Genomic DNA, 25,876 nt, shown 5'->3' with positions numbered 1-25,876 from the left:
ATGCTTTGTTTTGGAAAAAGGTTGGAAGCTTTTTAATTAAAATCTCTTTTTTATATTTGATAGCTGAACTTTAGGGTAAAAATACATCTGCTTAATTAACACCAATGATAATGACAACAAAATTTGAAGATATTGATTTGAAAATTGAGAAACTGGTTTTTCTTCTCAACGCAGAAGAAGGTAATCCGGGTATATACGAACTAACATGGGAATTGGGTCATTTCGATCTGCCTATTGAAGACAAATATAAAATTGCACGGATTATTTTAACCGAAATTTTACAAGAAGATCTCGTAATTCTAGAAAAATATAAAGATTTAACATTGAATGAGAAAATTGAAATAATCAACAAGAAAGAGATAGATAAACTCCTCAATAATCCTTTTTATTGGTATCCCTGCAATGAAATACTATCAATAAGTTTAACGGATAAAGGCATCGAATATTTAGATATAGAAATGCCAAAATATATGGACAGAATTAGTGAGCGACTTGATAATAAATAGAATTTCACGCTGGCTGGATGCACGAGATTCTAATCTATTATTTTTAACGCAAAGGATTCATCTTTAGCCTTTATATTCAAGAGTGCAAAGGGATCAATCCTCTGGGTTGATCTGCTAAGCGTTCGTTTATCTTACAGCTCCATAAGTGGCGAAGCCGCCATTCTTTGCTTTCCTTAGAATCATAAGATGCCATTGTAAAAACTTTGCGTTTAAAAAAACACCATCTTATTCCCCATCCTATCCTGAAATAAAAAACAGAATTATCCAAGGCTAATAAAAAGCCCAACCTACAACCTCGAAATAAATCTCCGGAACTGTACGGAAATCCCCCGCAACTTGCAGGAGACTTCCGGAGATCTCCGGAAGTGGCAAACAATATGGTTTGTAACCACCGGAGAAGTCGGGAGGTTTGTTTTGATAGTGTTTTAGAGGTGCGGAGGTGTTGGTGAGGTTGTAAGTTTATAATTGTGGAAAAACATAGTTCCCGCTAAGTTCATTTTTTTATATTTGGGAATTATAATTAATACTTCACACTAATAAGAATTTAGCAAATATTTATGAATAGATATAATCCAACTGAAAGATTAGGAGTTAATGAAACTGAAAAAATTGTAATTCAAAATCTTGGATGGATATTTCGTGAACAACCAATTGTTGATGTAGGATTAGATGCTATAATTGAAGAAGTGGAAAATGGTGAACCAACAGGAAGATTTATAGCTCTTCAAATTAAAAGTGGTTCAGGAAATTTCTATAAAACTCAAAAAGGATTATCTCATTATGTAACTAATATACATTATAATTATTGGTTAAATCTGAATATACCAATTATTCTTATAGCGTATATTCCAGAAGAGGGAAAAACATATTGGCAAGAAATAACAGAGACTAATTTAAGAAAGAATAAAAAAAGTTGGAAGATTGAAATTCCTTTTAGTCAAGAGTTCAACGAAAAATCAGAAAAGAGACTTGCCAAAATTGTATCCGAAAAAAATGATAAAAGATTTGATATATATCGCGGTAGAGTAGATTCTAATGAAATCACAGACATAATCGAAGATTTAAAATCACTAGGTAATGCAGTAGATTGCCTAAACAATATTACAGCAATAATTGAAAAGCAAACTGACGAAACAATCAATATGGGTGGTAAATTAAAGGAGCTCAGTCAAAAAAATCTACCTAATGTTATAACTGAAGTTTCAATTTTATACAAAGGAATATCAAGAACAATGAATATAACTACAAAAAGAATAGAAACTGAAGTTGAATTATTTTCACAATTATATTCAGTAGGAATTAATTCTTTTGAAAAATTTTTAATTACTCAATATATTTCTATTTCAAAAATCGAAGAATCTATTGGTGATAATATGGCACAAATGCCTAACAAAATTTATTCCTTATTATCAGAATATCTAGATTTGAAGAAAACTCTCAAAGATAATATTAGGCAAATCCCAAACCAGATTGAATCTGCATTGTCGGAATACGTAAACTTGAAAGAAACTCTCAAAAATACACCTACATATAATTTCTCATTTTTTAAGGAAGCAAAAAATCAACATATTGAAGTGTTAAACTTTTTGATAAATGAATTTGAAGATGCCAAAGAATTGACAAAAAAAATCTTAGAAAAATTATGAACAGAAAAAACTGCTTCACAGCAGGTTTTTCTAAAAGGTTTTTAAAACAAAATCTCATCTACAAAATACTAATCTCCATCACCTCCAATATAATTAAACTCTTGTGTCGAATAATGTAGGAAAAACAATATCAGTAAATCATCCACAGAATCATCAGCCTGACTATGAAAAAGATTGTTCTTTTCTTTCTTAATTTCTATTAGTAGCTCTCCTTTTTCAAATAACTGGTTGGTTTTATCCAATTTGAAATGATAAATTCTAACATCTCCGGATTTGATAATTCTCTCCTTTTGCAATAAATAACACCTTTAGAATTGTAAAGTTCAGCATCGTTCTTTAGAAATCCGACGTTCTTTATATCATAACTTCTGGAATTCAAAATAATATAATATCCCGAAGAAAAAAACTTATTCGTCTCTACAATTCTTCCAATCTCTTTTTGGTCTTCTGATGCTAAAACAAACTGCTTTTTACTAGTTAAAGCTTTATATTTTTTCAAATATTTCAAGGTTTAAATTTTGGTAAAAATAAAAAGAACTTTACTATACAAATACGGCAAAGTTCTTTTTTATGATATAAATTTTTTGTTTAAATTAAAACAAACTCTCATCCACAAAATTTGGAAGCGTTACTTTCAGATTGGGTTCTGCTTCCATGGCTCTTTTAATAGCGAAAACAGCGCCTTCATTTCTGGCCCAGCTTCTTCTGGAGATTCCGTTGTTCACGTCCCAGAAGAGCATAGATTTCAGTCTTCTGTCGGCTTCTGCACTTCCGTCCAGCAGCATCCCGAAACCACCGTTAATCACTTCGCCCCAGCCTACTCCGCCGCCATTATGAATAGACACCCAAGTCGCGCCACGGAAACTGTCGCCAATCACGTTGTGGATGGCCATATCTGCGGTAAACCTTGAACCGTCATAAATATTGGAAGTCTCCCTGTAAGGTGAATCCGTACCGGAAACATCATGGTGATCCCTTCCCAGAACTACAGGCCCGATCTCTCCGTTCTTAATAGCATTGTTGAAGGCTTCGGCGATCTTCATCCTTCCTTCTGCATCTGCATACAGGATTCTCGCCTGTGAACCTACTACCAGCTTATTTTCCTGAGCGCCTTTTATCCACTGGATATTGTCTTTCATCTGCTGCTGGATTTCTTCAGGAGAGTTTTTTACCATTTCCTCCAAAACAGCACATGCAATATCATCTGTTTTCTGCAGATCTTCCGGTTTTCCGCTGGTACATACCCAACGGAACGGCCCGAAACCGTAATCGAAACACATAGGTCCCATGATATCCTGAACGTAGCTCGGATATTTGAACTCTCTTCCCAGGCTAGGATTTTCTGCCATTACATCAGCTCCTGCTCTTGAAGCTTCCAGCAAAAAGGCATTTCCATAATCAAAGAAATACGTTCCTTTCTGAGTATGCTTATTGATAGCTGTGGCATGTCTTCTTAAAGTCTCCTGAACTTTTTCTTTAAACAGTTCAGGTTCTTCAGCCATCATCCTGTTTGATTCCTCGAAACTCTGTCCAGCCGGATAATATCCGCCTGCCCAAGGATTATGAAGCGATGTCTGGTCTGATCCTATGTCGATTTTCAAATTTTTCTCATCAAATTTCTCCCAAACCTCAACAATGTTTCCAAGGTAGGCCAGGGAAACTGTTTCTTTATTTTCCTGAGCTTTCTGTACCCTTTCTACCAAAGCATCAAGATTTTCATGGATTTCGTTTACCCATTTCTGATCGTGGCGGATTCTGGTGATTTTCGGATTCACTTCGGCGCATACTGTGATACAACCGGCAATATTTCCTGCCTTAGGCTGTGCTCCACTCATTCCTCCCAATCCTGAGGTTACAAAAAGTCCTCCTTTCGGTTCTTTTTTTATCTTTCTGAAGGCATTCAGAACGGTGATGGTTGTTCCGTGAACAATTCCCTGCGGACCAATATACATATAGCTTCCTGCCGTCATCTGCCCGTACTGCGTAACACCCAGAGCATTGAATTTCTCCCAGTCATCCGGCTTGGAATAGTTTGGGATCATCATTCCGTTGGTTACTACCACTCTCGGTGCATCTTTATGTGACGGGAAAAGTCCCATCGGATGTCCTGAATACATCGTCAGAGTCTGCTCATCTGTCATTTCAGACAGATATTTCATCGTTAAAAGATACTGTGCCCAGTTGGAAAATACAGCTCCATTCCCTCCGTAAGTAATCAGCTCATGAGGATGCTGCGCTACGGCATAATCAAGGTTATTCTGGATCATCAGCATAATGGCTTTTGCCTGCTCAGATTTTCCGGGATATTCTTCAATTGCTCTCGCCTTCATTTCATAATCCGGACGAAAACGGTACATATAAATTCTGCCATATTTTTCCAGTTCTTCTTTAAATTCAGGCAGCAGTTCTGCATGAAACTTAGGCTCGAAATAACGCAGTGCATTTTTCAGAGCAAGCTTTTTCTCTTCTTCCCCTAAAATCTCTTTACGCTTCGGTGCATGATTGATATTGGTCTCGTATGGTTTAGGCTGTGGCAGCTGATCAGGAATCCCCTGTTGTATCTGTTCTTGAAATGTCATATTGCTATTTAAAGTTCAATGTTTAGAATCAATGTTTGAAGTTTTAAAGATATTCAAATTAGAAAATATAGGCAAATAAAAGGCGAAAAGGACGAAATGATAAAATGGCTAATAAGGCAAAATGCTTACAGATGATTTGTAAGACATAAAATATAAGCTGCGACCTTTGTTTATAATTTGGAGAAAGGTTTTCCCTCCAAAGGGAAGGGAAAATATCCCAGGGAAAACTAGTGGTTTCCAAAAATAACAAAACCTCACTGATTTCAGTAAGGTTAGTCTATTGTACAGGAGCAGAAATTAAGTTAAAACATCATCATTCTCTTCCTCATGATCATCTGCGTTATCACTTCGGCTCCAATAATTATTTTCTTCGTCTTCAGATCCTATCTCTTCCATATCGTCATCGTCTTCTGTTCCGGGGATATCGAGACCTTTGTCTATTTTATCATCATCCTCTTCATTCAGGATGGGATTTCCATCGCCGTCGAGCGGGATATGCGGTTCCTGATTAAATATATCTTCATTCGGATTGTAATCCATTTCCTCTAACTTCCTGTTCTGTTCATTGGTATTGTTCTCTGGTATCATAATATTTTGTATTTAGGATTTATGTATACAAATCAAAAATAAGTCCAAGCTGTCAGGAATTCTTAGAATATACTTCAGGATTGGCACAATAAGGAATTTTTTCACCCTTGGAAAAAGCAAGAATATTTTCAGCGGCCATCTTTGCCATTCCGGTTCTTGCTTCTATGGTTGCTGAACCTATATGCGGCAGTACACAGACATTGGAAAGTTCCAAAAGCGGACTTTCCTTGGGCATGGGTTCAGGATTGGTCACATCCAGACCTGCTCCCCAGATTTGTTTTGAAATCAATGCTTCATACAGATCTTTTTCGTTTTGGAAACCACCTCTGGCCGTATTAATGAAAATGGCATTCTCCTTCATTTTTTCGAAAACAGGCCTGTTAAAGAGATCCTTCTGCTCAGGGGTAAAATTGGCGTGGACACTCAGTACATCCGACTGTTCAAGAAGTTCTCCGAAAGAAACATAGGTTGCGTTCAATTCTTTGTCTGCTTCTTCATTTCGGTGACGGTTATGATAGATGATGTTCATATCGAAAGCCTTTTGGGACTTTTTAGCCATTTCAAACCCGATTCTTCCCAATCCTAACACTCCCAGTGTTTTCCCATACAATTCCTGGCCAAGAGCATGCAATGGATCAAAATCTCCCCAGTTGCCGTCTTTCACTTTCTGAAAATTATAGCTTGCCCGTCTTGCCACAGACTGCATCAGCAGAAAAGCTATATCAGATGTGGCTTTACTGAGGACATCCGGCGTATTTCCTACAGGAATATTCCTGCGGCTGGCTTCTTTAATATCCACATGGTCAAAACCTACAGAATATAAAGCAATCGTTTTTATGTTGGGACATTGATCAAAAAAATCTTTGTCGTATTTAAATTCTGCTCCTATGCTTAAAATGGCATCGTTATTCTGACAATAGATCAGCCATTCTTCGTGTGACAGATTCTCATGTTCGGGAATAAAAACTTCCAGTCCGGCTTCTTTCAGCATATTGAGTCCAGCTTCCGGAATTCTTTTGTTGACAAATACTTTCATTACTTATTTTGTATTTATTGTGCTTTAGAATTTTCAAATAAAAAACCTCACTCCTGTTAAAAAGTGAGGTTCTTTAACTTTAATATTAAAAATTATTGGTCTTCATCTGATTGGTCCTGGTTTTTGTCCCAGGCTTGAGAAGCCATTTCCTGAATTTCTTCCCAAACATCCTTTGCCGATTTTTGTGCATGAGCCATAAATCCCTGCTTGGTTGCTTCCTGATTCTTAGTTTTCATATCATTCATATAATCCTTTACCTGCTGGGTATAGCTTTCTGCATGATATCCGGGATTATTATGCAGGTTTTTCTGAATATTACTGAAATCGTGTGAGGATTTAAATCTATTCGTATCCATAATAATAAAATTTAAGTGATTAGGTTTTAGATTGAATCCAATTACTGTTCCGAACCGGTCTTAAAGTTTATTAAAAAATCGGAGATTTTTTTATAACCACAAAAGGCACAAAAACTTTTTTGAACACTTAAGCCATCTTTTAAGTTAAATACTTTGCGCATATGAAGCACACTTAAATTTTATGAAAATCTTTGATTTTCTCTTGATGTGGTTTTACTATTTCAGGATGATAAAACTTTTAAAACTAAAGTGCTCTAAAGTGTTTAATTGAATTAAAAGCTTTTATGCCTTTCGTGGTATAAAAATCCTGTTAATGATTCGTATCTCCCAGCATCGGAACAAATTTATAAGCCCCGAATTCTTCTTTTTCGAATTGTGTAGGTGCTGTTTTTGTAAATCTGTATAGGATCTGTTCATCTGTAGGCCCCAACGGAATAACCATTTTCCCACCTACATTCAACTGTTTTAATAATTCTGTGGGTAAAACCGAAGCTCCACAAGTCACTATAATCTTATCAAAAGGAGCAAAAGTAGGAAGCCCGGCAAAGCCATCCCCAAAACTCTGAAATTTTGGATTCAGATGGAGCTCACGGAATTTTTTCTTTGAGAAATCAAAAAGATCTTTCTGCCTTTCCACCGTATAGACCAAAGCTTTCATAGCGATCAGAACAGCCGTCTGATATCCGCATCCTGTCCCGATTTCCAGAACTTTTTCGCCTGGTTTTACCTGCAACAGCTCGGATTGTTCCGCTACCGTTGAAGGATGGGAAATGGTTTGGTGTGATAAGATCGGAAAAGCCCGGTCTTCGTAGGCAAAATCTTCAAAAATACTTTCGATAAAAAGATGTCTCGGAACGTCACTCATTGCCGAAAGTACATTTTCATCCGAGATCCCGATCTTATGTCTTAAATATTCGACCAGAATCTTTCTTTTTCCTTTATGTACAAACGAATCATGCATCATTAGTAAGATAATAGTTATTAGGTTACGGGTAGTAGTTCCTGCAAAAGTAAAAAAACTATCCATACATATCAACCTAAAAGCAACAGGGTATTTCTTAATACCTAAAATTCTTATCTTTACAAAAATTAAAAAAATCTATGTTAAAAGCAGGTTTGGTAGGTGCCGGACATCTGGGAAAGATCCATTTACGACTTCTTAACCAGTCAGATAAGTACGAGCTGGTAGGTTTCCACGATAAAGATACTGAAAACGGAAAAAAAATAGAAGCTGAATTCGGGTATAAATATTTTGAAAATTTTGATGAACTCCTCGAACAGATCGATATGCTGGATATTGTGACTCCCACAGTCTATCATTATGATTATGCCTTAAAAGCAATTGAAAAAGGACTTCATTTTTTCATTGAAAAACCGGTAACCCAAACACTTGAGCAAGCGGAAGAAATCCTTCATAAGTGCCAGGAAAATGGCATTAAGGCGCAGGTTGGACATGTTGAAAGATATAACCCTGCTTTCATTGCCACCAAAGAATACATTAAAAATCCAATGTTTATTGAGATCCACAGGCTGGCGGAATTCAATCCCAGAGGGACGGATGTTTCTGTAGTACTGGATCTTATGATTCATGATCTGGATATTTTGCTGAGCATGGCTAAATCTAAGGTTAAAAATATTCATGCGAGCGGTGTATGTGTGGTAAGTAAAACTCCGGATATCGCGAATGCCAGAATAGAATTTGAAAACGGCTGCGTAGCCAACCTTACAACTTCCAGAATCTCTATGAAAGCAATGAGAAAAAGCCGTTTCTTCCAGAAAGACGCATATATTTCTGTAGACTTCCTGGAGAAGAAAGCAGAGGTGATCCGAATGAAAGATGCTCCTGAAAACCCAACTCCTTTTGATATGATCATTGAAAATGCTGATGGAGAAAAGAACCAGATTTTGTTTGAATATCCTAATATTGAACCTAATAACGCCATCCTTGATGAATTAAATTCTTTTGCGGATGCCATCACTGACGGCAAAAATGTGGAAGTATCCCTGGAAGACGGAACGGAAGCTTTAAAAGTTGCTTTGGAAATTGTAAAATTAATAAGTTAAAAATAAACACACACATTATGATGAAATTAGCAAATTTATTTTAGTATCCTTTCTCATTCTAATTATAAGTTGTAGAAATGACAATTCAGATATTACATTTAATGATTCACAGATAGAGCCTGTACTACGTCTAAAAAAAATTAGTTCTTCAGTAAAAGGTTATAGTGTTGGATCAACTGGTGAAATAAAGTATGACAGCAATGACAAAATCATTCAAATGGTAAGCAGTTCAATGAAAACTGATATAATCTATGATTCACAAAATAGAATTGTGCAGATTAATAGCTACTATATAGACAATCCCTCATTTTTTATAAGTTCAAAGAAATATGAATACATTGCTGACAAAATTATAGTTTCTAATTTATATTCTGGCATCTATACAGAAGTAATGACTTTATTTATTAATAATTTAGGACTCCCTGTTAAGTGTAATCATAATATTGGCAATAATATCATAGAATCATACTTTGAGTATGATAACAACATGAATTTGATTCATCATTATTACAATAATGGTTATCAAAATAATTATTATTCATATGATAACAAAAAAAATCCTTATTATTTATTTCCATTGGTTTTAAATATTTATTTGAACGAATTCAATCTAATCGGCAAGAACAATGTCAATTCTATTAAATACTTTGACCATACTGTAAATCAATTTAAAATTATTAATAATCTTCTAGAATATAACTCAAATGATTATTTAACACGCTTTGAGAATTATCAGTCAATAATACAATTTTATTATTAGTACAGAATGTAATAATTAATAAAGGCAATAAACAATGTAGAAGTTTTCTTTAGAAAGCGAAAAAAATATGAAAACGCCTTAAAAAATTATGAGCTGATCAATTAAAATCTAATTACAAAAATAATTTATTACCTCTTTGAATGATTTTTTCAAAGAGGTATTTTATTCTTTATTCAAAATTTAAATATTTTTAAATATATTTGTGATTACTTTAAAAGTAACGAATTCTAAAAAACAACCCCTAATATTTTTAAAATCAAAACTATGAAAAGAGCCTTCCTATTATCTGCTTTTTTATTGTCTCAATTTGGGACATCTCAGTTTTTAAAAACAAATGGTCAGAAAATCGTAAATGATAAAGGAGAAAATATTCAACTGCGGGGCCTTGGCCTTGGTGGCTGGATGCTTCAGGAAGGATATATGCTGAAAACAGCTGATTTTGCAGGGCCTCAGCATAAGATTAAAGAGAAGATTACTGAATTAATTGGTGAAGACGGAATGAAGGATTTCTATAAAGCTTACCTTAAAAACGGTATTACCAGACAGGATATCGATTTTCTTGCTCAAGCGGGATTCAATTCTGTAAGGCTTCCGATGCATTATGATCTATACACTCTTCCCATTGAAAAAGAGCCGGTAAAGGGACAGAATACATGGCTGGAAGAAGGTTTTAAAATGACAGATGACCTTTTAAAATGGTGTGCTGCCAATAAAATATATCTGATCCTTGATCTTCATGCTGCACCGGGCGGACAGGGAAATGACGTTAATATTTCAGATAACGATAAAACAAAACCATCTCTCTGGGAAAGCATCGAAAACCAGGAGAAAACGATTGCTTTATGGAAAAAGCTAGCTAAACGGTATAAGGATGAGCCGTGGATTGGTGGTTATGACCTGATCAATGAACCGAATATTAATTTCACCGGGAAGAATCCTAACGGTACCGATGAAATGTCGAACGCTCCGCTCTGGAAACTGCAGAAGGACATCACGGCTGCTATCCGGGAAACGGATAAAAAGCATATTATATTTCTTGAAGGAAATGGGTGGGGAAATAACTACAACGGCCTGATTCCGATCTGGGACAGCAATATGGTATTCAGCTTTCATAAATACTGGAATTATAACAATGATGAAACCATCCAATCAATTCTTGATCTCAGAAAGAAACATAATATTCCTATCTGGCTTGGGGAAACCGGAGAAAATTCTAATGTATGGTTTACAGAGCTGATCCAGCTTCTGGACAAACACAACATCGGATATGCATTCTGGCCAATGAAAAAGATTGATAATATTGCAGGAATCACCAATGTCAAAATCACTCCTGAATATGAAAAACTCCTGAATTACTGGAAAAATGGTGGCGAAAAACCTTCTAAAGACTATGCAACAAAAGCATTGATGCAGATTGCAGAGAATTACAAATTCAGTAATGTAGAGATTAAGAAGGATGTTATTGATGCCATGTTCAGACAAGTTAACGATGGTTCTGCAAAACCGTTTAAAAACCATCAGGCTCCGGGAAGAATATTTGCTTCGGATTATGATTTGGGAAGAATGAGTTCGGCTTACCTGGACAAAGATTTTATCAACCTTTGGGTAAGTGATCCGAAGAAAAGATCTGAATGGAATTCAGGCCAGCAGATGAGAAATGACGGTGTGGATATTTACCAGTGCCATGACAGCGTTACTAATAATTATCATGTAGGAAAAACGGAGGCGGGAGAATGGCTTCAGTATACCATTGATGCAAAATCTGAAAAAAACTATTCATTCAGCATCAGGTATTCAGGTAAGAATGATTCCGGTATCAGACTGGAAGACTCTTCAGGGAAACTGCTGGCCAAGGTTTCACTGCCTTCCACCGGAGATGGTGAAAACTGGAAAACAGTTTCGGTTAAAAACGTCTCTTTGAAGAAAGGAACAAATAAAATCAGGCTTCATTTTGAAAGCAGTGGTTCCAACCTGAATTATTTTGAAATACAGTGATAATTATCTTAAATTGCAAATCCCTTTTAGTATCTGAAAGGGATTTTCTTTTAATCATTGTATTATGAAAAAAATAGGACTTTTCTTTCTTCTGATATCGTCACTGGCAGTAGCTCAAAAATCTATTTTGGAGCAAAAAATAAACTCAATCACTCATGGAAAAAAAGCAACGGTTGGAGTTTCTGTGCTGGGTTTTGAAAATAATTTTAAATACAGTAAAAACGGAGATAAGCCACTTCCGACTTTAAGTGTTTTTAAGTTTCATATTGCCTGTGCGGTTTTAGACCTTGTAGATAAAGGAAAGCTGTCTTTAGACCAGAAAATATTCATCAGTAAATCTGATCTGATAGAAAAAACATGGTCTCCGTTCCGGGAAAAACATCCCGACGGAAATATTGAAGTTTCCTTACATGAAGTAATCGATTATACCGTTGCATTAAGTGATAATAACCTTTGTGATGTCCTGTTAAAACTCATTGGTGGAACAAAAACGGTTCAAGAGTTTATGGACTCCAAAGGAGTAAAAGGTTTCCAGATTAAATACAATGAAAATGAAATGCATAAAAACGATTGGAAAGCGCTCTATGAGAATTACAGTACTCCCAATTCTGCAGTACAAGTCCTGAAAAAGTTCTATGATGGGAAATTACTTTCTAAAAAGTCTACAGATTATCTGATGCAAATCATGATCGGCACGAAAACCGGCACCAATAAAATTGTTGAACAGCTTCCTAAAAACACTTCTGTAGCTCATAAAACCGGTGCTTCCGGGAAAAATAATGAAGGGCTCACCATTGCAGAAAACGACATAGGAATTATCACGCTTCCGAACGGAAAGCATTACGCAATTGCCATATTTGTAAGCAATTCCATGGAAACGGATGCCGTGAACTGCAGATTGGTTTCTGATATTTCGAAGGCGGTCTGGGATGATTTTAATAAGTAAAATATTAAGCTTATTTTTAAAGCTGAAAAACCAGTGAAATTTTTGTTCTCTAAACCTGAAAAACTATGAATATGAAAAAAATAATATTAACAACGTTCCTTTTCTGTTCTGCATTCTTTTTTTCGCAAAAGAGCATGAACTATGTACGCATCAGCTATGGAAGTATCTGCTGTGGAACGCCATCCACAAAACCAGTGATGGATTATCTGAAAAAGTTTGAGAAAAGCAATAAACTGAGAGCTTTTGAAATCTTAGAACATGGCGGACTGGGAAGAGAGGGTGAATTTACTTTATACATCGGAATAGACAAACTGGGCAAAAAACAGAAAACTGCTTTCAGAAAAGGCCTTCAATCTGTTATTGCCTTACAAAACAAAACCAGAAAACAGAACAGTGACGGTACAGTGGATTTCGATCCGGCAGTAACTGTTTATAAATCTGATTTAACAGATATTAAAAATTTAACTATCTATAAAAAATAAAAGAAAAAAATGATCAAAAACATTGTAGTTATTGGAGCTGGAACCATGGGAAATGGGATTGCGCATACTTTTGCACAAAGCGGATTCAAAGTAAATCTGGTAGATGTATCGCAGGATGCTCTGGACAGAGGACTGAAAACAATTACAACTAACCTTGACAGAATAATCGCAAAGGGAAACCTTACAGAAGAGCAGAAAGCTGAAACCTTAGGAAACATCAGCACTTTTACTGAACTTAAAGAAGCGGCAGGCAGCGCAGATCTTATCGTAGAGGCAGCCACTGAAAACCAGGATCTGAAACTGAAGATCTTCGGACAGATGGATGAGTTTGCACCTGCGAACTGTATCCTGGCTACCAATACTTCTTCTATTTCTATTACAAAAATCGCTGCGGCAACCAAAAGAGCTGATAAAGTGATCGGAATGCATTTTATGAATCCGGTTCCTATCATGAAGCTGGTAGAGATCATTAAAGGATATTCTACTTCCAAGGAAACTTTTGATGCTATTTATGAAATGAGCAAAACATTGGGTAAAGTTCCTGTGGAAGTGAATGACTATCCAGGTTTCGTAGCCAACAGAATTCTGATGCCAATGATCAATGAATCTATTGAAACGCTTTACAACGGTGTAGCTGGTGTGGAAGAAATAGATACGGTAATGAAGCTTGGAATGGCACATCCGATGGGGCCTCTTCAACTGGCAGATTTTATCGGTCTTGATATCTGTCTTGCTATTCTTAATGTAATGTACGACGGTTTCAAAAATCCTAAATATGCTCCGAACCCGCTTCTTGTGAACATGGTAATGGCCGGAAAACTGGGTGTAAAATCAGGAGAAGGTTTCTATGATTATTCGGAAAGCAAAAAAGCTGAAAAAGTTTCAAAAATGTTTTTGAAATAACTGAATGAAATTAAAGGAGAGAAATATCCAAATAGCAATGGTCATCATCACTGTAATGATGACCATTCTTCGTTTTATATTAAATGAAAAAGGACGAGTAAATCCCGATTCTATCCGCTTCATGAGATTTGCGCATGTTCTTCCGACTATTGACAATACTACAACTCCGGTAGGTTATCCTGCTGGTATCAGGTTGTTTACATTTCTTGGTTTTGATGAGTTCTGGGGAAGCAAAGCTCTTGGAATTGCTGCTTATCTTTTTATTATTTATTTCTGCTGGAAAAAAAAGTTCTATAAACGTGAAGCTATTGCAGTATGCGGATTGTTCAGCTTTGTTTCACTGTTTGCTTATACGATGAGCGAGGCTCTTATTATTCCTTTTGTATTTTTATTTTTATATACTGCCTCGCAGATCATTACAGGAAAACTTGAAAAAGGAAAAGCTGTTTTTTACCTTTCCTTTTCATTAATTGCTCTTTATAACATCAGATATAGTGCTTTATTCTTCATTGGAGGAACCGGACTTTACGGCTTGATATTTTTGAGAAAAAGATATTCCTTGATATTCATTATCTCCAGTATTATAGGACTACTGTTTGTGGGAGCTTATAAACTTTTATTTATTGATTATTTTAATGAAGATTATATCAAACAGGCTCTTTCTATAGGAATCCACCCCACTTCCAAGTTATTGAAAGAGTTAATTCAGGGATTGGCAACTTCTTTCAATCCTTTCATCCATATTGCAGATCCCCGTGGAAGCTTCATCAATTATGGCATTTATGGTATTGGTGCTTTGAATATTTTTTTAATGATTTATCTTTTTGTAAAAAATAAGCTGTCCGAAACAGAATATTTCTTTATCATTATCAGTATTTCCGGCATTGTATGCTCTTATTTTGTTCAGTATTTTTATTCGGTCATCCCTATCGATTACAGGATTATAGGACCTTTTATAATTCCTGTATGGCTTATTTATTTTAACAGACTTTTCAGGATTTTCAATACTAAAACGTATATAATCACAGCACTGAGCTTATTGTCCGGCTTGGTTTTCACCTGGCTGTCCAAAGGAAATTATCTTGAAAACAGAAAAGCTGCCTCGGATTTTTTAAAAAACGAGAAGCTGGATAAAGTTCCTATCCAATTTTTTATTTTAAAAGAAGAGGATCTGGAAAGAATACAGGTTGCAGAACTTTTAAGTACGGTAAATCCTGATATTACCCTTACTTTCAACCCTGAAGATACACTCCGCAGAACGACTCTTACAAGGTATAAAGTTTTGCAAAAAATTAAAATCAACAGGAACAAATATCAATAATTTTATTATCTTTGATTAAAGTTAAAATATAAAAAAATGAAATTACCAAAGTTTTTATTAGCAGACAATTCGGAATTTCCTGAAGATTTATTCGTAGTTCACACAGAATATCCAAGATTTATCTTAAACGTTGAGGAAGAGGAAGTTGAGTGGCTAGATGATTTGGAAGGTGACGATGAAGAGACTATGGCAGACGAAGCTACAAAAGTTGTAGAGGCTGCGTTTAAATGGTGTGATGAAGAGTTGGCTAAGTACGACGAAGAAGAGGAAGAATAATAACTACCTAAACATAAAAAAGGAACTCAAATTGAGTTCCTTTTTATTTTATTCCGCTTTATTGAATTTCAACAGCAGTAAATTATCTTTGTAAAGTTCTAAGGTAGTCCCGGAAATTACATATTTATTAGCTTTCCCTACCATATCCATAAAATTCTGCTCAACGCTCATGTTGTTGCACATCATTTTAGTAGATCCCATCTGTCCAGCAGAAAAATCACCTGTGGAAGGATCTATCTTAGCTGTTCCGAAATAGTTATTGCATCCCCCATTTCCATTGATCTTTTCGCCTTCAATATTAAGAGTCGGAACCTTACCCTTCACGTTATCTGCCAATGTCCATTTTGTATTGGCCAATGAAGGCTGTGCCTTTCCCACTTTAGATGCAGAAGCGCTGGACATTGTACCGCAAGATGCCAGAACGGCTGCCGCGGCTATACTTAAAAAAAGATTTTTCATTTTATTCTTTTTGATTTACTCAAATTTAAGGAAATTATATTATTTAAACGGATGGCAAAGGATTTTATTACTTTCGAAAGCTCTATTTTAGGATTAACTTCTAAAAATCAATGGGATTAATATCTTTATCTACTTTTTAGATAATGTTTTTATTTTGGGCTAAAGCCTGTTTATCTTGGCCAATTTTAAAACGGGATAAATCCCTTTTCTATTGAATGGTTGGTTATCCGGAGAATGATTGATTTTTTTTCTCTTGCAGATCTGCTGATTGAGCAGTTTTCTATACTTTAAAAACATATACTATAAGATTATGTAGAATTTAATTTGCAATGATTACGAAACAAAAAAACGGGCTAAAGCCCGTTTTAATGATATATTTTATCTGGATTAAGATCTTAATTCTGCGTTGTATTCTTTTTGAAATGCCTTGATCAGAGATTCCATTACTTCAGAAATTTCCTTCTCTTCCAATGTTTTTTCCTCATTAAGAAGTTCAAAGCTCATCGCATAAGATTTCTTTCCTTCAGGAAGATTTTTTCCTTCATACACATCGAATAGATTGATCCCTTTGATAAAAGGAGATTTATTCTTTTTCGCGGTCTGATACAGATCCTGATAGTTAATATTCTTATCAATCAATAAAGCAAGATCTCTTCTGATCTTATTAAATTTAGGGATATCTTCAAACTTAAGGACATTCTTGGAACGTAATTCCTGAGCCAGTTCAAGCTCTATTTCTGCATAGAAGCATTCCTGATCAATATCAAAGTCTTTTAATAAAACCGGAGATACTTTTCCAATTCTTACTAAAGTTTTTCCTCCGGCTTCATAAGCTAATGAATCGGAGAACCTTTCATCTGTTAAAGCAATTTCTTTATAATCAACTCCCAGTTTCTCTAATAAGACTTTTACATATGCTTTAAGATTGTAGAAGCTTACTGCAGATTTAGGCTGCAGCCAGTTTTCAGCAACGTCTCTTCCTGTAACAAGAAGTGCAAGCTGTTTTCTTTCTTCGTATTTATCTTTTTTATGGTAAATTTTTCCGAATTCAAAGAATTTGATATCCTGGTTCTTTCTGTTGATGTTGTACACTGCATTCTGAAGGAGACCTTCCAATAAAGATTTTCTCATGAAGGCAAGGTCACCACTCAATGGATTCAGTAACTTTACGGCATCGGTTTCATCTTTTACAGAAGTCAGTGAGTTGTTCATGGCTTCGTTGAAACCAAGTCCCTGCAGTGTTCTTGCCCAGTTATTTTCAAGCTCGTCCTGATCATTAGCACTTAGTTTTACCGGCGTAAAAGATATTTTCTGCGGAGCATCAATCTTATTGTATCCGTAAATTCTCAGGATTTCCTCAATCACATCAATTTCTCTCGTTACATCAGCTCTGTAAGCTGGCACGGAGATTTCAAGTCCGTTCTGGATCTCATTTAAAACCTGGATCTCAAGAGACTTTAAAATTTCCTTTACTTTTTCTCTGTGGATCTTCGTTCCTAAAATCTGTTCGATCTTTGAGAATCTGATGATCACATAATTATCTTCGATTTTCTTTGGATACTCCTCTAACAAATCGCCAACCAATTTTCCTCCTGCAATCTCCTGAATCATTTTAATAGCATGAGTTATTGCTGTTCTGGTAATATTAGGATCTACTCCTCTTTCAAACCTGAAGGAAGCATCCGTATTTAAACCATGAAATTTAGCTCCTTTTCTTACGGCTACCGGGTTGAAATAAGCACTTTCCAGGAATATGGTTTTTGTTTCATCTGAAACTCCTGAGTTCGCACCACCGAAAACTCCTGCAATACACATTGGATTATCTTTTCCATCTTTGATCATGACTTCAGAACCATTTAAAGTTCTTTCAACACCATCCAAAGTCGTGAATTTTGTTCCTTCTTTTACAGTTCCTACTTTCACTTTGCTGCCAGTGATCTTGTCTGCATCAAATGCATGAAGAGGCTGTCCGTAACCGTGAAGAATATAGTTCGTAATATCTACAATATTGTTGATCGGGCTTAAACCGATTGCTTTCAGTCTGTCTTTTAACCATGCCGGAGATTCAGCTATCTTCACTTCTGCAATGACAGCTCCGATATATCTGGGACACAGTTCAGCGTTTTCCACTTCTAAAGTGAAGTTATGTGAGCCTTCACCATTCAAAACCTCGGAATTCAGCTTCTCAAACGTTGATTTTTGCTGGTTGGTTGAAAGAAAAGCATGAAGATCTCTTGCTACACCATAATGTGACATAGCATCTGTTCTGTTTGGCGTTAAACCGATTTCGATCACTTCATCATTGGCCAATTCAAAATAGTCAGCAAAGTTCTTTCCTACTTCATATTTGGTTTCATCCAAAACCATAATTCCTCCGTGATCTTCGCTAAGGCCAAGCTCATCTTCCGCACAGATCATTCCCTGAGATATCTCGCTTCTGATCTTAGCTTCTTTGATCTCAAAAAAGTTCCCGGTTTTATCATAGATCTTAGTTCCGACAACAGCTACAGGAACTGTCTGCCCTGCTTCAACATTGGGAGCACCACAAACAATATTTAATATTTTCCCATTCCCTACATCAACTGTTGTTTTCTTTAGTTTATCTGCATTCGGATGCTTTTCGCAGGTCAATACTTTTCCTACTACAATACCTTCCAGACTGCCTCTTACACTCTCAAATTTTTCTATCCCCTCCACTTCAAGACCTATATCTGTAAGGAATTCTCCGATCCTTTCCGTTTTCAGTTCCGTTTTGATAAAGTCTTTCAGCCAGTTGTTTGATATTTTCATTTGCTATATTTTGAAAAATTATTGAATTTTCGCACAATATGTACTGTACGATTTTTCCCGTACAAATGTCGTGTTTTTTTAAGAAATAGAGAAATTTAGGAATCATTTTAAAACAAATAGTTTTTATTAATTACCCCTTGCTGAATAAGCAAATTTTACTATAAAAAAGATAAATATATTGATATTATAATTAGAATTTGTGGCTATTCACTAAAATTAATCTTTTAAAAACCAAAGCTTATTTAAAATAAAAAAAGAGACTGAAAAAATTCAATCTCTTATATTTTTAATTTATTTTAATATTACAATCCGATTACCGGCATTGATAGCATTAGAATATTTTCACTTTCTTCAAGACCGTCAAGAGGTTCAATAATTCCCGGTCTGTTAGGTTGAGACATTTTCATAGTGATATCGTCAGAACCTAAAATGGTAAGCATTTCCGTTAAAAATTTGGAACTGAAGCCAATATTAATGTCTTCTCCGTTATAATCACAAGGAATCTGCATATCCGCTTTGTTTGCATATTCTGTATCTTCTGCATGAAGGTGAAGAATGTTGGCAGACAGCTTAAATCTTACCTGATTGGTAGATTTATTGGACATGATTGACGCTCTTTTGATCGCTCCCAGAAGAAGATTCCTGTTGATCGTCAGTACATTTGGATTTTCTTTCGGGATTACTGCTGTATAATTAGGGTATTTACCATCTATCAGTCTACAGATCCAGATATGTTTTCCAAAAGTAAATTTAGCCATATTCTCATTGAAGTCGATCGTTACGTCTTCGTTAGAGCTGGCCAGAATATTTTTGAAAATGTTCAAAGGTTTCTTAGGCATGATGAATTCCATTGGCTCGGCATTCATCAGGTCTGTTCTTTTATAAACTACCAGTCTGTGGGAATCTGTAGAAACAAAATTGGTTTCATTTTCTCCAAACTGGAACAATACTCCGGTCATTACGGGACGAAGAGAGTCATTGCTTGTTGCAAAAAGGGTGTTTGTCAACGCTTCCGATAAAACTCCTGCCGGCATTGCCACACTTTGAGATGCATCAAATTCGGGAAGTTCCGGATAATCATCGGCATTATCCAGTGCTACAGCGAAATTGTCTTTCTCATCTAAAATCTCAAGCTGGCTTCCGGTTCCTTCTGCATTATCCTTTACAACGAACGTTAAAGGCTGTTCTCCATACGTCTTGATAAAATCTTGAAAAATTTTAGCAGGAACGGCAAATTTACCCGAATCATCAGACTTTACGTCCAGAGAGGTAACAAGAGTAGTCTCGCCATCAGATGCTGTAATGGTAACGTTATTTCCGTCTAGTTCAAAAAGATAGTTTTCTAAAATCGGTCTCGATTGAGAGCTTGATATTACGCCACTTACAGTTTGCAATGCTTTCTGCAGTTCACCACTTGAAATAATAAATTTCATAGATTTAAAAATAAGTTTCTACAAATATAATAAATAGAAACTATAATGAAAAAAATAATCTTAAGGAGTTTTGAACAAATATCATTAAGCTGTTTTAAGGCATGATTTTAATGCCCGGATTTACATCTAGTCATTAATTTTGATCAAAATCCGATCTTTATTTTCTCATTGATGAGTGAATATTGATATAAAAACGGGTACTGAATATTTTACTTGTATCAAATTACAAATCCTATCTTTGTTAAAAATAAGCTATGCAAAAACCGCCTGTTCACAGAAGTTTTTTAAACGCTTTCCGGGGTATTTTCCTGATGATAAAAACAGAAAGAAATTTCCGGATTGAACTTGCTGCTTTTTTTATAAACCTGGTTCTGATATTCTATTTTAAGCTTTCATCAATTGATACCATGCTTATTCTTATAGCGTCAATAGGTGTTTTAAGTGCTGAAATATTCAATACAGCTATAGAAAAGATATGTGATATGATTCAGCCTGATTTTGATAAAAGAATAGGGTTTATTAAAGATATTTCTGCGGGAGCCGTTCTTTTGATGGCGATTGGATCTGTTATAGTAGGAATTATTGTTTACTGGAAATATATATTTCAATAAAAAAGCATTTCTGAAAGAAATGCCTGTAGTTTTTTTAAGAGCAGTGAAAGTCCCAGGATTCGGAGGTCATACAGCCGTTAAATTTTGGACAATACCAGCCATAAGGATAATTACAATATCCGTTTTCATCAACAGGGACAGTAATCAAAGGTGGGTTTACCCCTTTTCCATTTACATTTTTCAGTTCCTGTCTTTTAAGTCTTTTCAGATTTTTCATACTTTTTTATTTGTAATTCTAAAACTACAAATAAAATTAATATTTCACCGCGTTAAGATAAATTAATCTTATAAATATTTTTCTATAATTGGTATGGCAGTTTCAGCCATTACGCCGTAGCCTTTTTCATTAGGATGAACACCGTCTCCGGAAAGCAGAATTTCCTTATCTCTTAAAAATACAGTGTAAAAATCAATATAATGCAAGGCATTTTCAACAGCAATGTCTTTAATAATCTGGTTATAAACAAGAACTTCCTTATTTGTTCTTAATTTCCCTGTTGCAGTTTTTACTCCGTCAATTGTCTGGGAAACCGGCAGAATGCTTACCAGATAAATATCATTCGCAAACTGTTTTGCATGATGAATGGCCTCATTCATATTATTTTTAAACTGGCCAGGACTTACCATAGGTATTCCATCTTTAATTGCCAGATCATTGGCTCCGTACCCAATAAAAACTATATTTCCTTCGGCTGAATTCCTGGCCGCCAGTTCATAAGGCATTCGTTTTAGCAAGCCTTCTGTAGTTTCACCTCCTATTCCCAGGTTAAAGATAATCAACTCATTGGCTCCTTCATGAAACTGCTGCAGGGCATATCTTTTAAGGATATCAACCCAACCTCCGAATACTCCGTCATATTCTCCATACGTAATGCTGTCCCCAAAGAACAGCCCATAAATCATTTTCTTCATATTTTAGAAGCTAGATATTAGATGTTAGAATCTAGTTTTTTTATCACTCCAAAATTAGTGTAATATTTTTGTGTGATTCTATAATTTCGACTAAAATTTCAAATAAGGTTTGTCCGTTTCCTGACAGCAAATCATCCAGCTTTTCCTGCATCAATTCTATATTAAATGGTTTTCCCTGTCTGATCTTGTTCTGGTAAAAATTCCGGGTTGATTCAAGTCCTAGATCTTCTTTTGATTTTTGGGACTCTTTCCATCTGATTTCAATTTTTTCTCCACTTTCAAATACTCCAAAACCTCCGTACAGGATATCGTCAAAGCCATCCAAAGTTCCTATTTTCCAGTCTGTATCTTTCATCAAAACTGAAGAAACCTCATCGTAGAATCCGGGCAGGTCTGAAAAATGACTGCCATTTATAGTGATTATTTTATAGGAATTCAATATTGTCTTTTTAGAAGTTTAAGTCTTTGTAAATATAAAAAATGACCGCCATTCAATGGCGGTCATTTTTATTTTATTTGAAGTATTCTACTCCGTTTTTGAATATATTGTGATAATTCGCGGTCGGTATGTTTTTCATGAGGCCTTCTGCAAAACGCTCAGGATGTCCCATTCTTCCGTAAATCTTTCCGCAAGGGCTGGTAACTCCTTCAATTCCGAATAATGAGTTATTTGGGTTGAAAGGCATTCCGTGGGCAATGTTTCCGTCAAGATCAATATATTGGGTAGCAATTTGTCCGTTTTCGTAAAGCTTTTTGATTTCTTCTTCGGAAGCCATGAAACGTCCTTCCCCGTGAGAGATCGGAATGGTGAATACCTGATCTTTCATTCCTTTTAACCAAGGGCTTTCGTCATTAATCACCTTTACATTCACCATCTGGGAAATATGTCTTCTAATGGCATTGTGGGCCAGCGTCGGAGAGTTTTCATCCAGATCTTTGATTCTACCGTAAGGCAACAGACCGGATTTAACCAATGCCTGGAAACCGTTACAGATACCGATGATCATTCCGTCTCTGTCCAGTAATTCGTGAACAGCGTTTTTCATCTTCTCGTTTTTCAAAACGTTTACGATAAACTTTGCGGAACCATCCGGCTCATCACCTGCTGAGAAGCCGCCTGAGAATGCAAGGATCTGAGATGTTCTGATCTCCTCCACCCATGCATCAATGCTTTCATCCAGCAATTGGTGGCTGATATTTTTTAAAGGCAAACTGCTGATCACAGCGCCTTCTTTCTGGAATGCATTCAGAGTATCGTACTCGCAGTTTGTTCCCGGAAATACAGGAGCAAATACTTTAGGCTTGGCAATTCCGTATTTTTTAATGACAATATTTCTTGGATGGATTGAGTTTGATTTCTCATCAATTTCAACCGTCAGCTTTTCTTTTTCTTTAGTTGGGAAAAGGTTTTCAAAAGTTCCGGTATACGCTGCCAGAAGATCCAGGATTGTAGATTCCAGACCGTTTATCGTTAAAACACCTGAGTCTTTTACTTCACCTATCTGCTGAAGAGAAGCATTACCCAGCTCTTCTTTTGATTCGATGATTAAGCTACCGATATTTTTAGCCAACAAAGCATTTTCGTCAATACTGATCTCTGCTCCCAGCCTGTTTCCAAAGCTCATTTTGGCTAAAGCTACTGCAGCACCTCCTTCTTTAATGGTTTTTACGGAAACAATTTTTCCGGCTTTGATGTTTTCAAAAATAAATTCGAAAATTCCTTTTAAGCCTTCATAATTTGGAAGTCCGTTTTCCTGAGGAATATGGTTGAAGAAATATATTTTGTTTCCAGCCTCCTTGAATTCTGGGGAAATTACATTTTTCTTGTCACCATTGGCACAGGCAAATGAAATTAAGGTCGGCGGAACATTCAGATCCTGATACGTACCGCTCATGGAATCTTTACCTCCGATTGCTGCAAGACCAAGATTGATCTGGGCATCATAAGCTCCCAAAAGAGAAGCTAAAGGTTTGCCCCATTTCTCAGGATTTTGGCCCAGTTTTTCGAAATATTCCTGAAAGCTTAACCTGATATTCTTATAATCACCACCCATAGCAGCGATTTTAGCAACACTTTCTACTACGGCATAAGAGGCTCCCAGCAGTGAATTCTGTTTTGAAATCCCGGTATCAAATCCCCAGCTTGCAAAGGAAACAGTTTCAATATCTTTTGCTCCTAAGATTGGCAGTGTCTGAGCACTTCCTTCCATCAATGTCTGCTGGTATTTTCCTCCAAGAGGCATGGCCACTGTTGTTCCTCCTACAGAAGAGTCAAACATTTCCAGTAATCCTTTCTGGGAAGCTACATTTTTATCGCTTAATATTTTAAGGAAGTTCTCTTTTGTAAAAGATGTTTCTTCTTCTTTTACTTCTTCAAGATGGGTAATTTTTACATCCTGTGATTTTGAACAGCCGTTAGTATCTAAAAATTCTCTTGAAAGATCAACAATTTTATCGCCTTTCCAGAACATCTGCATTCTACCTGAATCAGTCACTTTCGCTACTTCTACAGCCACAATATTTTCATCTTCACAGAATTTGATGAACTGCTCTTTATCTTTTGGATCAACTACAACCGCCATTCTTTCCTGAGATTCGGAAATAGCAAGCTCAGTTCCATTTAATCCTTCATATTTTAAAGGTAAAACGTCGAGATTCACTTCTAAAGAATCTGCAATTTCTCCGATGGCTACAGAAACGCCGCCTGCTCCGAAATCATTAGATTTTTTGATAAGTTTTGTTACTGCAGGATTTCTGAACAGTCTCTGGATTTTACGCTCTTCAACCGCATTTCCTTTCTGAACTTCAGAGCTCATCGTATGAATAGAGGTTTCGTCCTGCTCTTTTGAGCTTCCGCTTGCCCCGCCAACACCGTCACGGCCTGTCGCACCTCCTAAAATAATGATGGAATCACCATTGGCAGGCTTCTCACGTCTTACCCAATCAATAGGAACTGCTCCGGTAACGAAGCCTACTTCCATTCTCTTGGCTTTGTAGCCTTCATCGTAAATCTCGGAAACCATTGTAGTTGCCAGACCGATCTGGTTTCCGTAAGATGAATATCCGTTGGCTGCCTGTTTTGTGATGGTTTTCTGAGGTAATTTCCCCGGTAAAGTTTTATCAACAGGTTCTAACACATCAGCAGCACCAGTCAATCTCATCGCCTGGAATACATATGATCTTCCGGACAAAGGATCTCTGATAGCACCTCCCAAACAGGTTGAAGCACCTCCGAAAGGTTCAATTTCCGTAGGGTGATTGTGGGTTTCGTTTTTGAATAATAAATACCAAGGTTCTTTTTTACCATCGTATTCTGCTTCGATCTGGATGGTGCATGCATTGATCTCGTCTGAAACAACAAGATTCTCCAGATTACCTGTTTTATGAAAATATCTTCCGCATACTGTTGCCAGATCCATTAAAGAGATTGGCTTCAGCTCACGGCCTAAGAATTTTCTTTTTTCGATATAATCATTGAAAATGGTTTCCAATGTGTGTTTGAATGCTCCTTCAAACTGAATATCTGACAATTCTGTTTCAAAAGTGGTATGACGGCAGTGGTCACTCCAATAGGTGTCTAAAACTTTCAGTTCCGTTTCGGTAGGATTTCTTTTTTCTGTTTTAAAGTATTCCTGAATAAATTTCAGGTCATCCAATCCTAATGCAAAACCATGATTATTGTAAAAATTTTCAAGCTCAGCATCATCGAAACTGATAAAATTTTCATGGATCAAAACTTTTGTCGGAATTTCATCTGCAGGAATATTTAAGATAGAAAGATCTTTTTCCTGAGACTCCACTTTATTGATCAGAAGATCCTTGATTTTGACAAGATCTGCTTCAGAAACTCCTTCAAACTGGATCAGTTTTCCGCTTCTTACTTTAGATTTTTCATTCTCCGTCAGTAAAGCGATACACTGTTGTGCAGAATCTGCACGCTGGTCATATTGGCCTGGCAAAAACTCCATGGCAAAATAGGTTCCTTCGACAGGATTTTCTTCATGTAAAATATCAGTAACCGGATCTACGAAAGTGCTGTTGACAACCTTTTCGAATTCACCGTCATTCAAATTGAAAATATCGTACACATTATATACTTTCACATTTTTGATTGACGGCACAACCGCTTTTACTTCATCAAAAATTTTTGGACTTTCTACATCGAAAATTCCTCTTTTTTCTACGAAAATTCTTTTGTTATTAGACATTAGAT

General features: G+C 36.1%; 23 protein-coding genes. 10 read left to right on the top strand and 13 right to left on the bottom strand.

The genetic code is table 11. The annotated features are described in order from the left end of the window. Positions 1–110: 110 nt before the first annotated feature. Both ACMGDK_RS00330 and ACMGDK_RS00325 read left to right on the top strand, forming a co-directional pair. Positions 111–506, top strand: a complete 396-nt coding sequence (locus ACMGDK_RS00330) for a hypothetical protein (protein ID WP_436806080.1) — start codon at positions 111–113, stop codon at positions 504–506. A gap of 557 nt (positions 507–1,063) precedes the next feature. Next, on the top strand, positions 1,064–2,152 hold the full coding sequence (locus tag ACMGDK_RS00325) for a DUF4365 domain-containing protein (protein WP_436806079.1): 1,089 nt from the start codon (positions 1,064–1,066) through the stop codon (positions 2,150–2,152). A gap of 199 nt (positions 2,153–2,351) precedes the next feature. Here ACMGDK_RS00325 and ACMGDK_RS00320 read toward each other — a convergent pair whose 3' ends face one another. The 6 genes from ACMGDK_RS00320 to ACMGDK_RS00295 all read right to left on the bottom strand — a co-directional run bounded on the left by ACMGDK_RS00320 (position 2,352) and on the right by ACMGDK_RS00295 (position 7,672). Then, positions 2,352–2,660: a hypothetical protein gene (locus ACMGDK_RS00320; protein ID WP_436806078.1), complete on the bottom strand. Its 309-nt coding sequence runs from the start codon at positions 2,658–2,660 to the stop codon at positions 2,352–2,354. An 85-nt stretch (positions 2,661–2,745) separates the two neighbouring features. After that, positions 2,746–4,731, bottom strand: coding sequence for a urocanate hydratase (gene hutU / locus ACMGDK_RS00315; protein ID WP_436806077.1), 1,986 nt, complete (start codon positions 4,729–4,731; stop codon positions 2,746–2,748). Positions 4,732–5,028: 297 nt separating this feature from the next. After that, positions 5,029–5,319, bottom strand: a complete 291-nt coding sequence (locus ACMGDK_RS00310) for a hypothetical protein (RefSeq protein WP_116010670.1) — start codon at positions 5,317–5,319, stop codon at positions 5,029–5,031. Positions 5,320–5,371: 52 nt separating this feature from the next. Further along, complete coding sequence (locus ACMGDK_RS00305) at positions 5,372–6,355, bottom strand: 2-hydroxyacid dehydrogenase (protein ID WP_436806076.1); 984 nt, start codon at positions 6,353–6,355, stop codon at positions 5,372–5,374. Between the two features lie 92 nt (positions 6,356–6,447). Then, the gene (locus ACMGDK_RS00300) at positions 6,448–6,711 is read right to left on the bottom strand and encodes a prevent-host-death protein (protein WP_436806075.1); all 264 of its coding nucleotides are present in this window, start codon (positions 6,709–6,711) and stop codon (positions 6,448–6,450) included. A 310-nt stretch (positions 6,712–7,021) separates the two neighbouring features. Then, a complete protein-coding gene (locus tag ACMGDK_RS00295) occupies positions 7,022–7,672 on the bottom strand; it encodes a protein-L-isoaspartate(D-aspartate) O-methyltransferase (RefSeq protein ID WP_436807238.1) in 651 nt (216 codons plus the stop codon). A gap of 140 nt (positions 7,673–7,812) precedes the next feature. Between ACMGDK_RS00295 and ACMGDK_RS00290 the strand changes: the two genes are divergently transcribed. From ACMGDK_RS00290 to ACMGDK_RS00260, 7 genes are all read left to right on the top strand, one after another. Next, on the top strand, positions 7,813–8,775 hold the full coding sequence (locus ACMGDK_RS00290; RefSeq protein ID WP_436806074.1) for a Gfo/Idh/MocA family protein: 963 nt from the start codon (positions 7,813–7,815) through the stop codon (positions 8,773–8,775). Between the two features lie 1,024 nt (positions 8,776–9,799). After that, positions 9,800–11,530, top strand: a complete 1,731-nt coding sequence (locus tag ACMGDK_RS00285; RefSeq protein WP_436806073.1) for a cellulase family glycosylhydrolase — start codon at positions 9,800–9,802, stop codon at positions 11,528–11,530. Positions 11,531–11,594: 64 nt separating this feature from the next. Continuing rightward, a complete protein-coding gene (bla-A, locus tag ACMGDK_RS00280) occupies positions 11,595–12,476 on the top strand; it encodes a CGA/CIA family class A beta-lactamase (RefSeq protein ID WP_436806072.1) in 882 nt (293 codons plus the stop codon). A 71-nt stretch (positions 12,477–12,547) separates the two neighbouring features. Beyond that, complete coding sequence (locus ACMGDK_RS00275; protein WP_436806071.1) at positions 12,548–12,958, top strand: hypothetical protein; 411 nt, start codon at positions 12,548–12,550, stop codon at positions 12,956–12,958. Between the two features lie 12 nt (positions 12,959–12,970). Further along, positions 12,971–13,861 (top strand): 3-hydroxybutyryl-CoA dehydrogenase, encoded by an 891-nt coding sequence (locus ACMGDK_RS00270; protein WP_174772308.1) that lies wholly within the window; start codon positions 12,971–12,973, stop codon positions 13,859–13,861. A 4-nt stretch (positions 13,862–13,865) separates the two neighbouring features. Continuing rightward, positions 13,866–15,182 carry a hypothetical protein gene (locus tag ACMGDK_RS00265; protein WP_436806070.1) on the top strand — a complete coding sequence of 439 codons (1,317 nt, stop codon included), beginning with the start codon at positions 13,866–13,868 and terminating at the stop codon, positions 15,180–15,182. 36 nt (positions 15,183–15,218) lie between these two features. Further along, a complete protein-coding gene (locus ACMGDK_RS00260) occupies positions 15,219–15,458 on the top strand; it encodes a DUF8828 family protein (protein WP_007845674.1) in 240 nt (79 codons plus the stop codon). Between the two features lie 48 nt (positions 15,459–15,506). On the opposite strand, the gene ACMGDK_RS00255 is transcribed toward ACMGDK_RS00260, so the two are convergent. The 3 genes from ACMGDK_RS00255 to dnaN all read right to left on the bottom strand — a co-directional run bounded on the left by ACMGDK_RS00255 (position 15,507) and on the right by dnaN (position 20,140). Continuing rightward, on the bottom strand, positions 15,507–15,917 hold the full coding sequence (locus ACMGDK_RS00255; RefSeq protein WP_436806069.1) for an META domain-containing protein: 411 nt from the start codon (positions 15,915–15,917) through the stop codon (positions 15,507–15,509). 387 nt (positions 15,918–16,304) lie between these two features. Further along, positions 16,305–18,707 (bottom strand): phenylalanine--tRNA ligase subunit beta, encoded by a 2,403-nt coding sequence (gene pheT / locus ACMGDK_RS00250; RefSeq protein WP_436806068.1) that lies wholly within the window; start codon positions 18,705–18,707, stop codon positions 16,305–16,307. Between the two features lie 302 nt (positions 18,708–19,009). After that, the gene (gene dnaN / locus ACMGDK_RS00245) at positions 19,010–20,140 is read right to left on the bottom strand and encodes a DNA polymerase III subunit beta (RefSeq protein ID WP_436806067.1); all 1,131 of its coding nucleotides are present in this window, start codon (positions 20,138–20,140) and stop codon (positions 19,010–19,012) included. Positions 20,141–20,394: 254 nt separating this feature from the next. Here dnaN and ACMGDK_RS00240 point away from each other — a divergent pair, with 254 nt between their 5' ends. Continuing rightward, positions 20,395–20,751: a diacylglycerol kinase family protein gene (locus tag ACMGDK_RS00240; RefSeq protein WP_436806066.1), complete on the top strand. Its 357-nt coding sequence runs from the start codon at positions 20,395–20,397 to the stop codon at positions 20,749–20,751. A gap of 34 nt (positions 20,752–20,785) precedes the next feature. On the opposite strand, the gene ACMGDK_RS00235 is transcribed toward ACMGDK_RS00240, so the two are convergent. From ACMGDK_RS00235 to ACMGDK_RS00220, 4 genes are all read right to left on the bottom strand, one after another. Continuing rightward, a complete protein-coding gene (locus ACMGDK_RS00235) occupies positions 20,786–20,968 on the bottom strand; it encodes a bacteriocin-like protein (RefSeq protein ID WP_436806065.1) in 183 nt (60 codons plus the stop codon). A 68-nt stretch (positions 20,969–21,036) separates the two neighbouring features. Then, positions 21,037–21,663 carry an SGNH/GDSL hydrolase family protein gene (locus ACMGDK_RS00230; RefSeq protein WP_436806064.1) on the bottom strand — a complete coding sequence of 209 codons (627 nt, stop codon included), beginning with the start codon at positions 21,661–21,663 and terminating at the stop codon, positions 21,037–21,039. A 43-nt stretch (positions 21,664–21,706) separates the two neighbouring features. Beyond that, positions 21,707–22,102: a barstar family protein gene (locus tag ACMGDK_RS00225; protein WP_436806063.1), complete on the bottom strand. Its 396-nt coding sequence runs from the start codon at positions 22,100–22,102 to the stop codon at positions 21,707–21,709. A gap of 73 nt (positions 22,103–22,175) precedes the next feature. Then, positions 22,176–25,871 carry a phosphoribosylformylglycinamidine synthase gene (locus ACMGDK_RS00220; protein WP_436806062.1) on the bottom strand — a complete coding sequence of 1,232 codons (3,696 nt, stop codon included), beginning with the start codon at positions 25,869–25,871 and terminating at the stop codon, positions 22,176–22,178. Positions 25,872–25,876 lie beyond the last annotated feature (5 nt).

Source organism: Chryseobacterium hilariae (genome assembly GCF_051400735.1).
GTDB lineage: Bacteria > Bacteroidota > Bacteroidia > Flavobacteriales > Weeksellaceae > Chryseobacterium.
The sequence above is the reverse complement of the archived record's forward strand: the minus strand, read 5'-3'. Positions and strand labels throughout refer to the sequence as shown.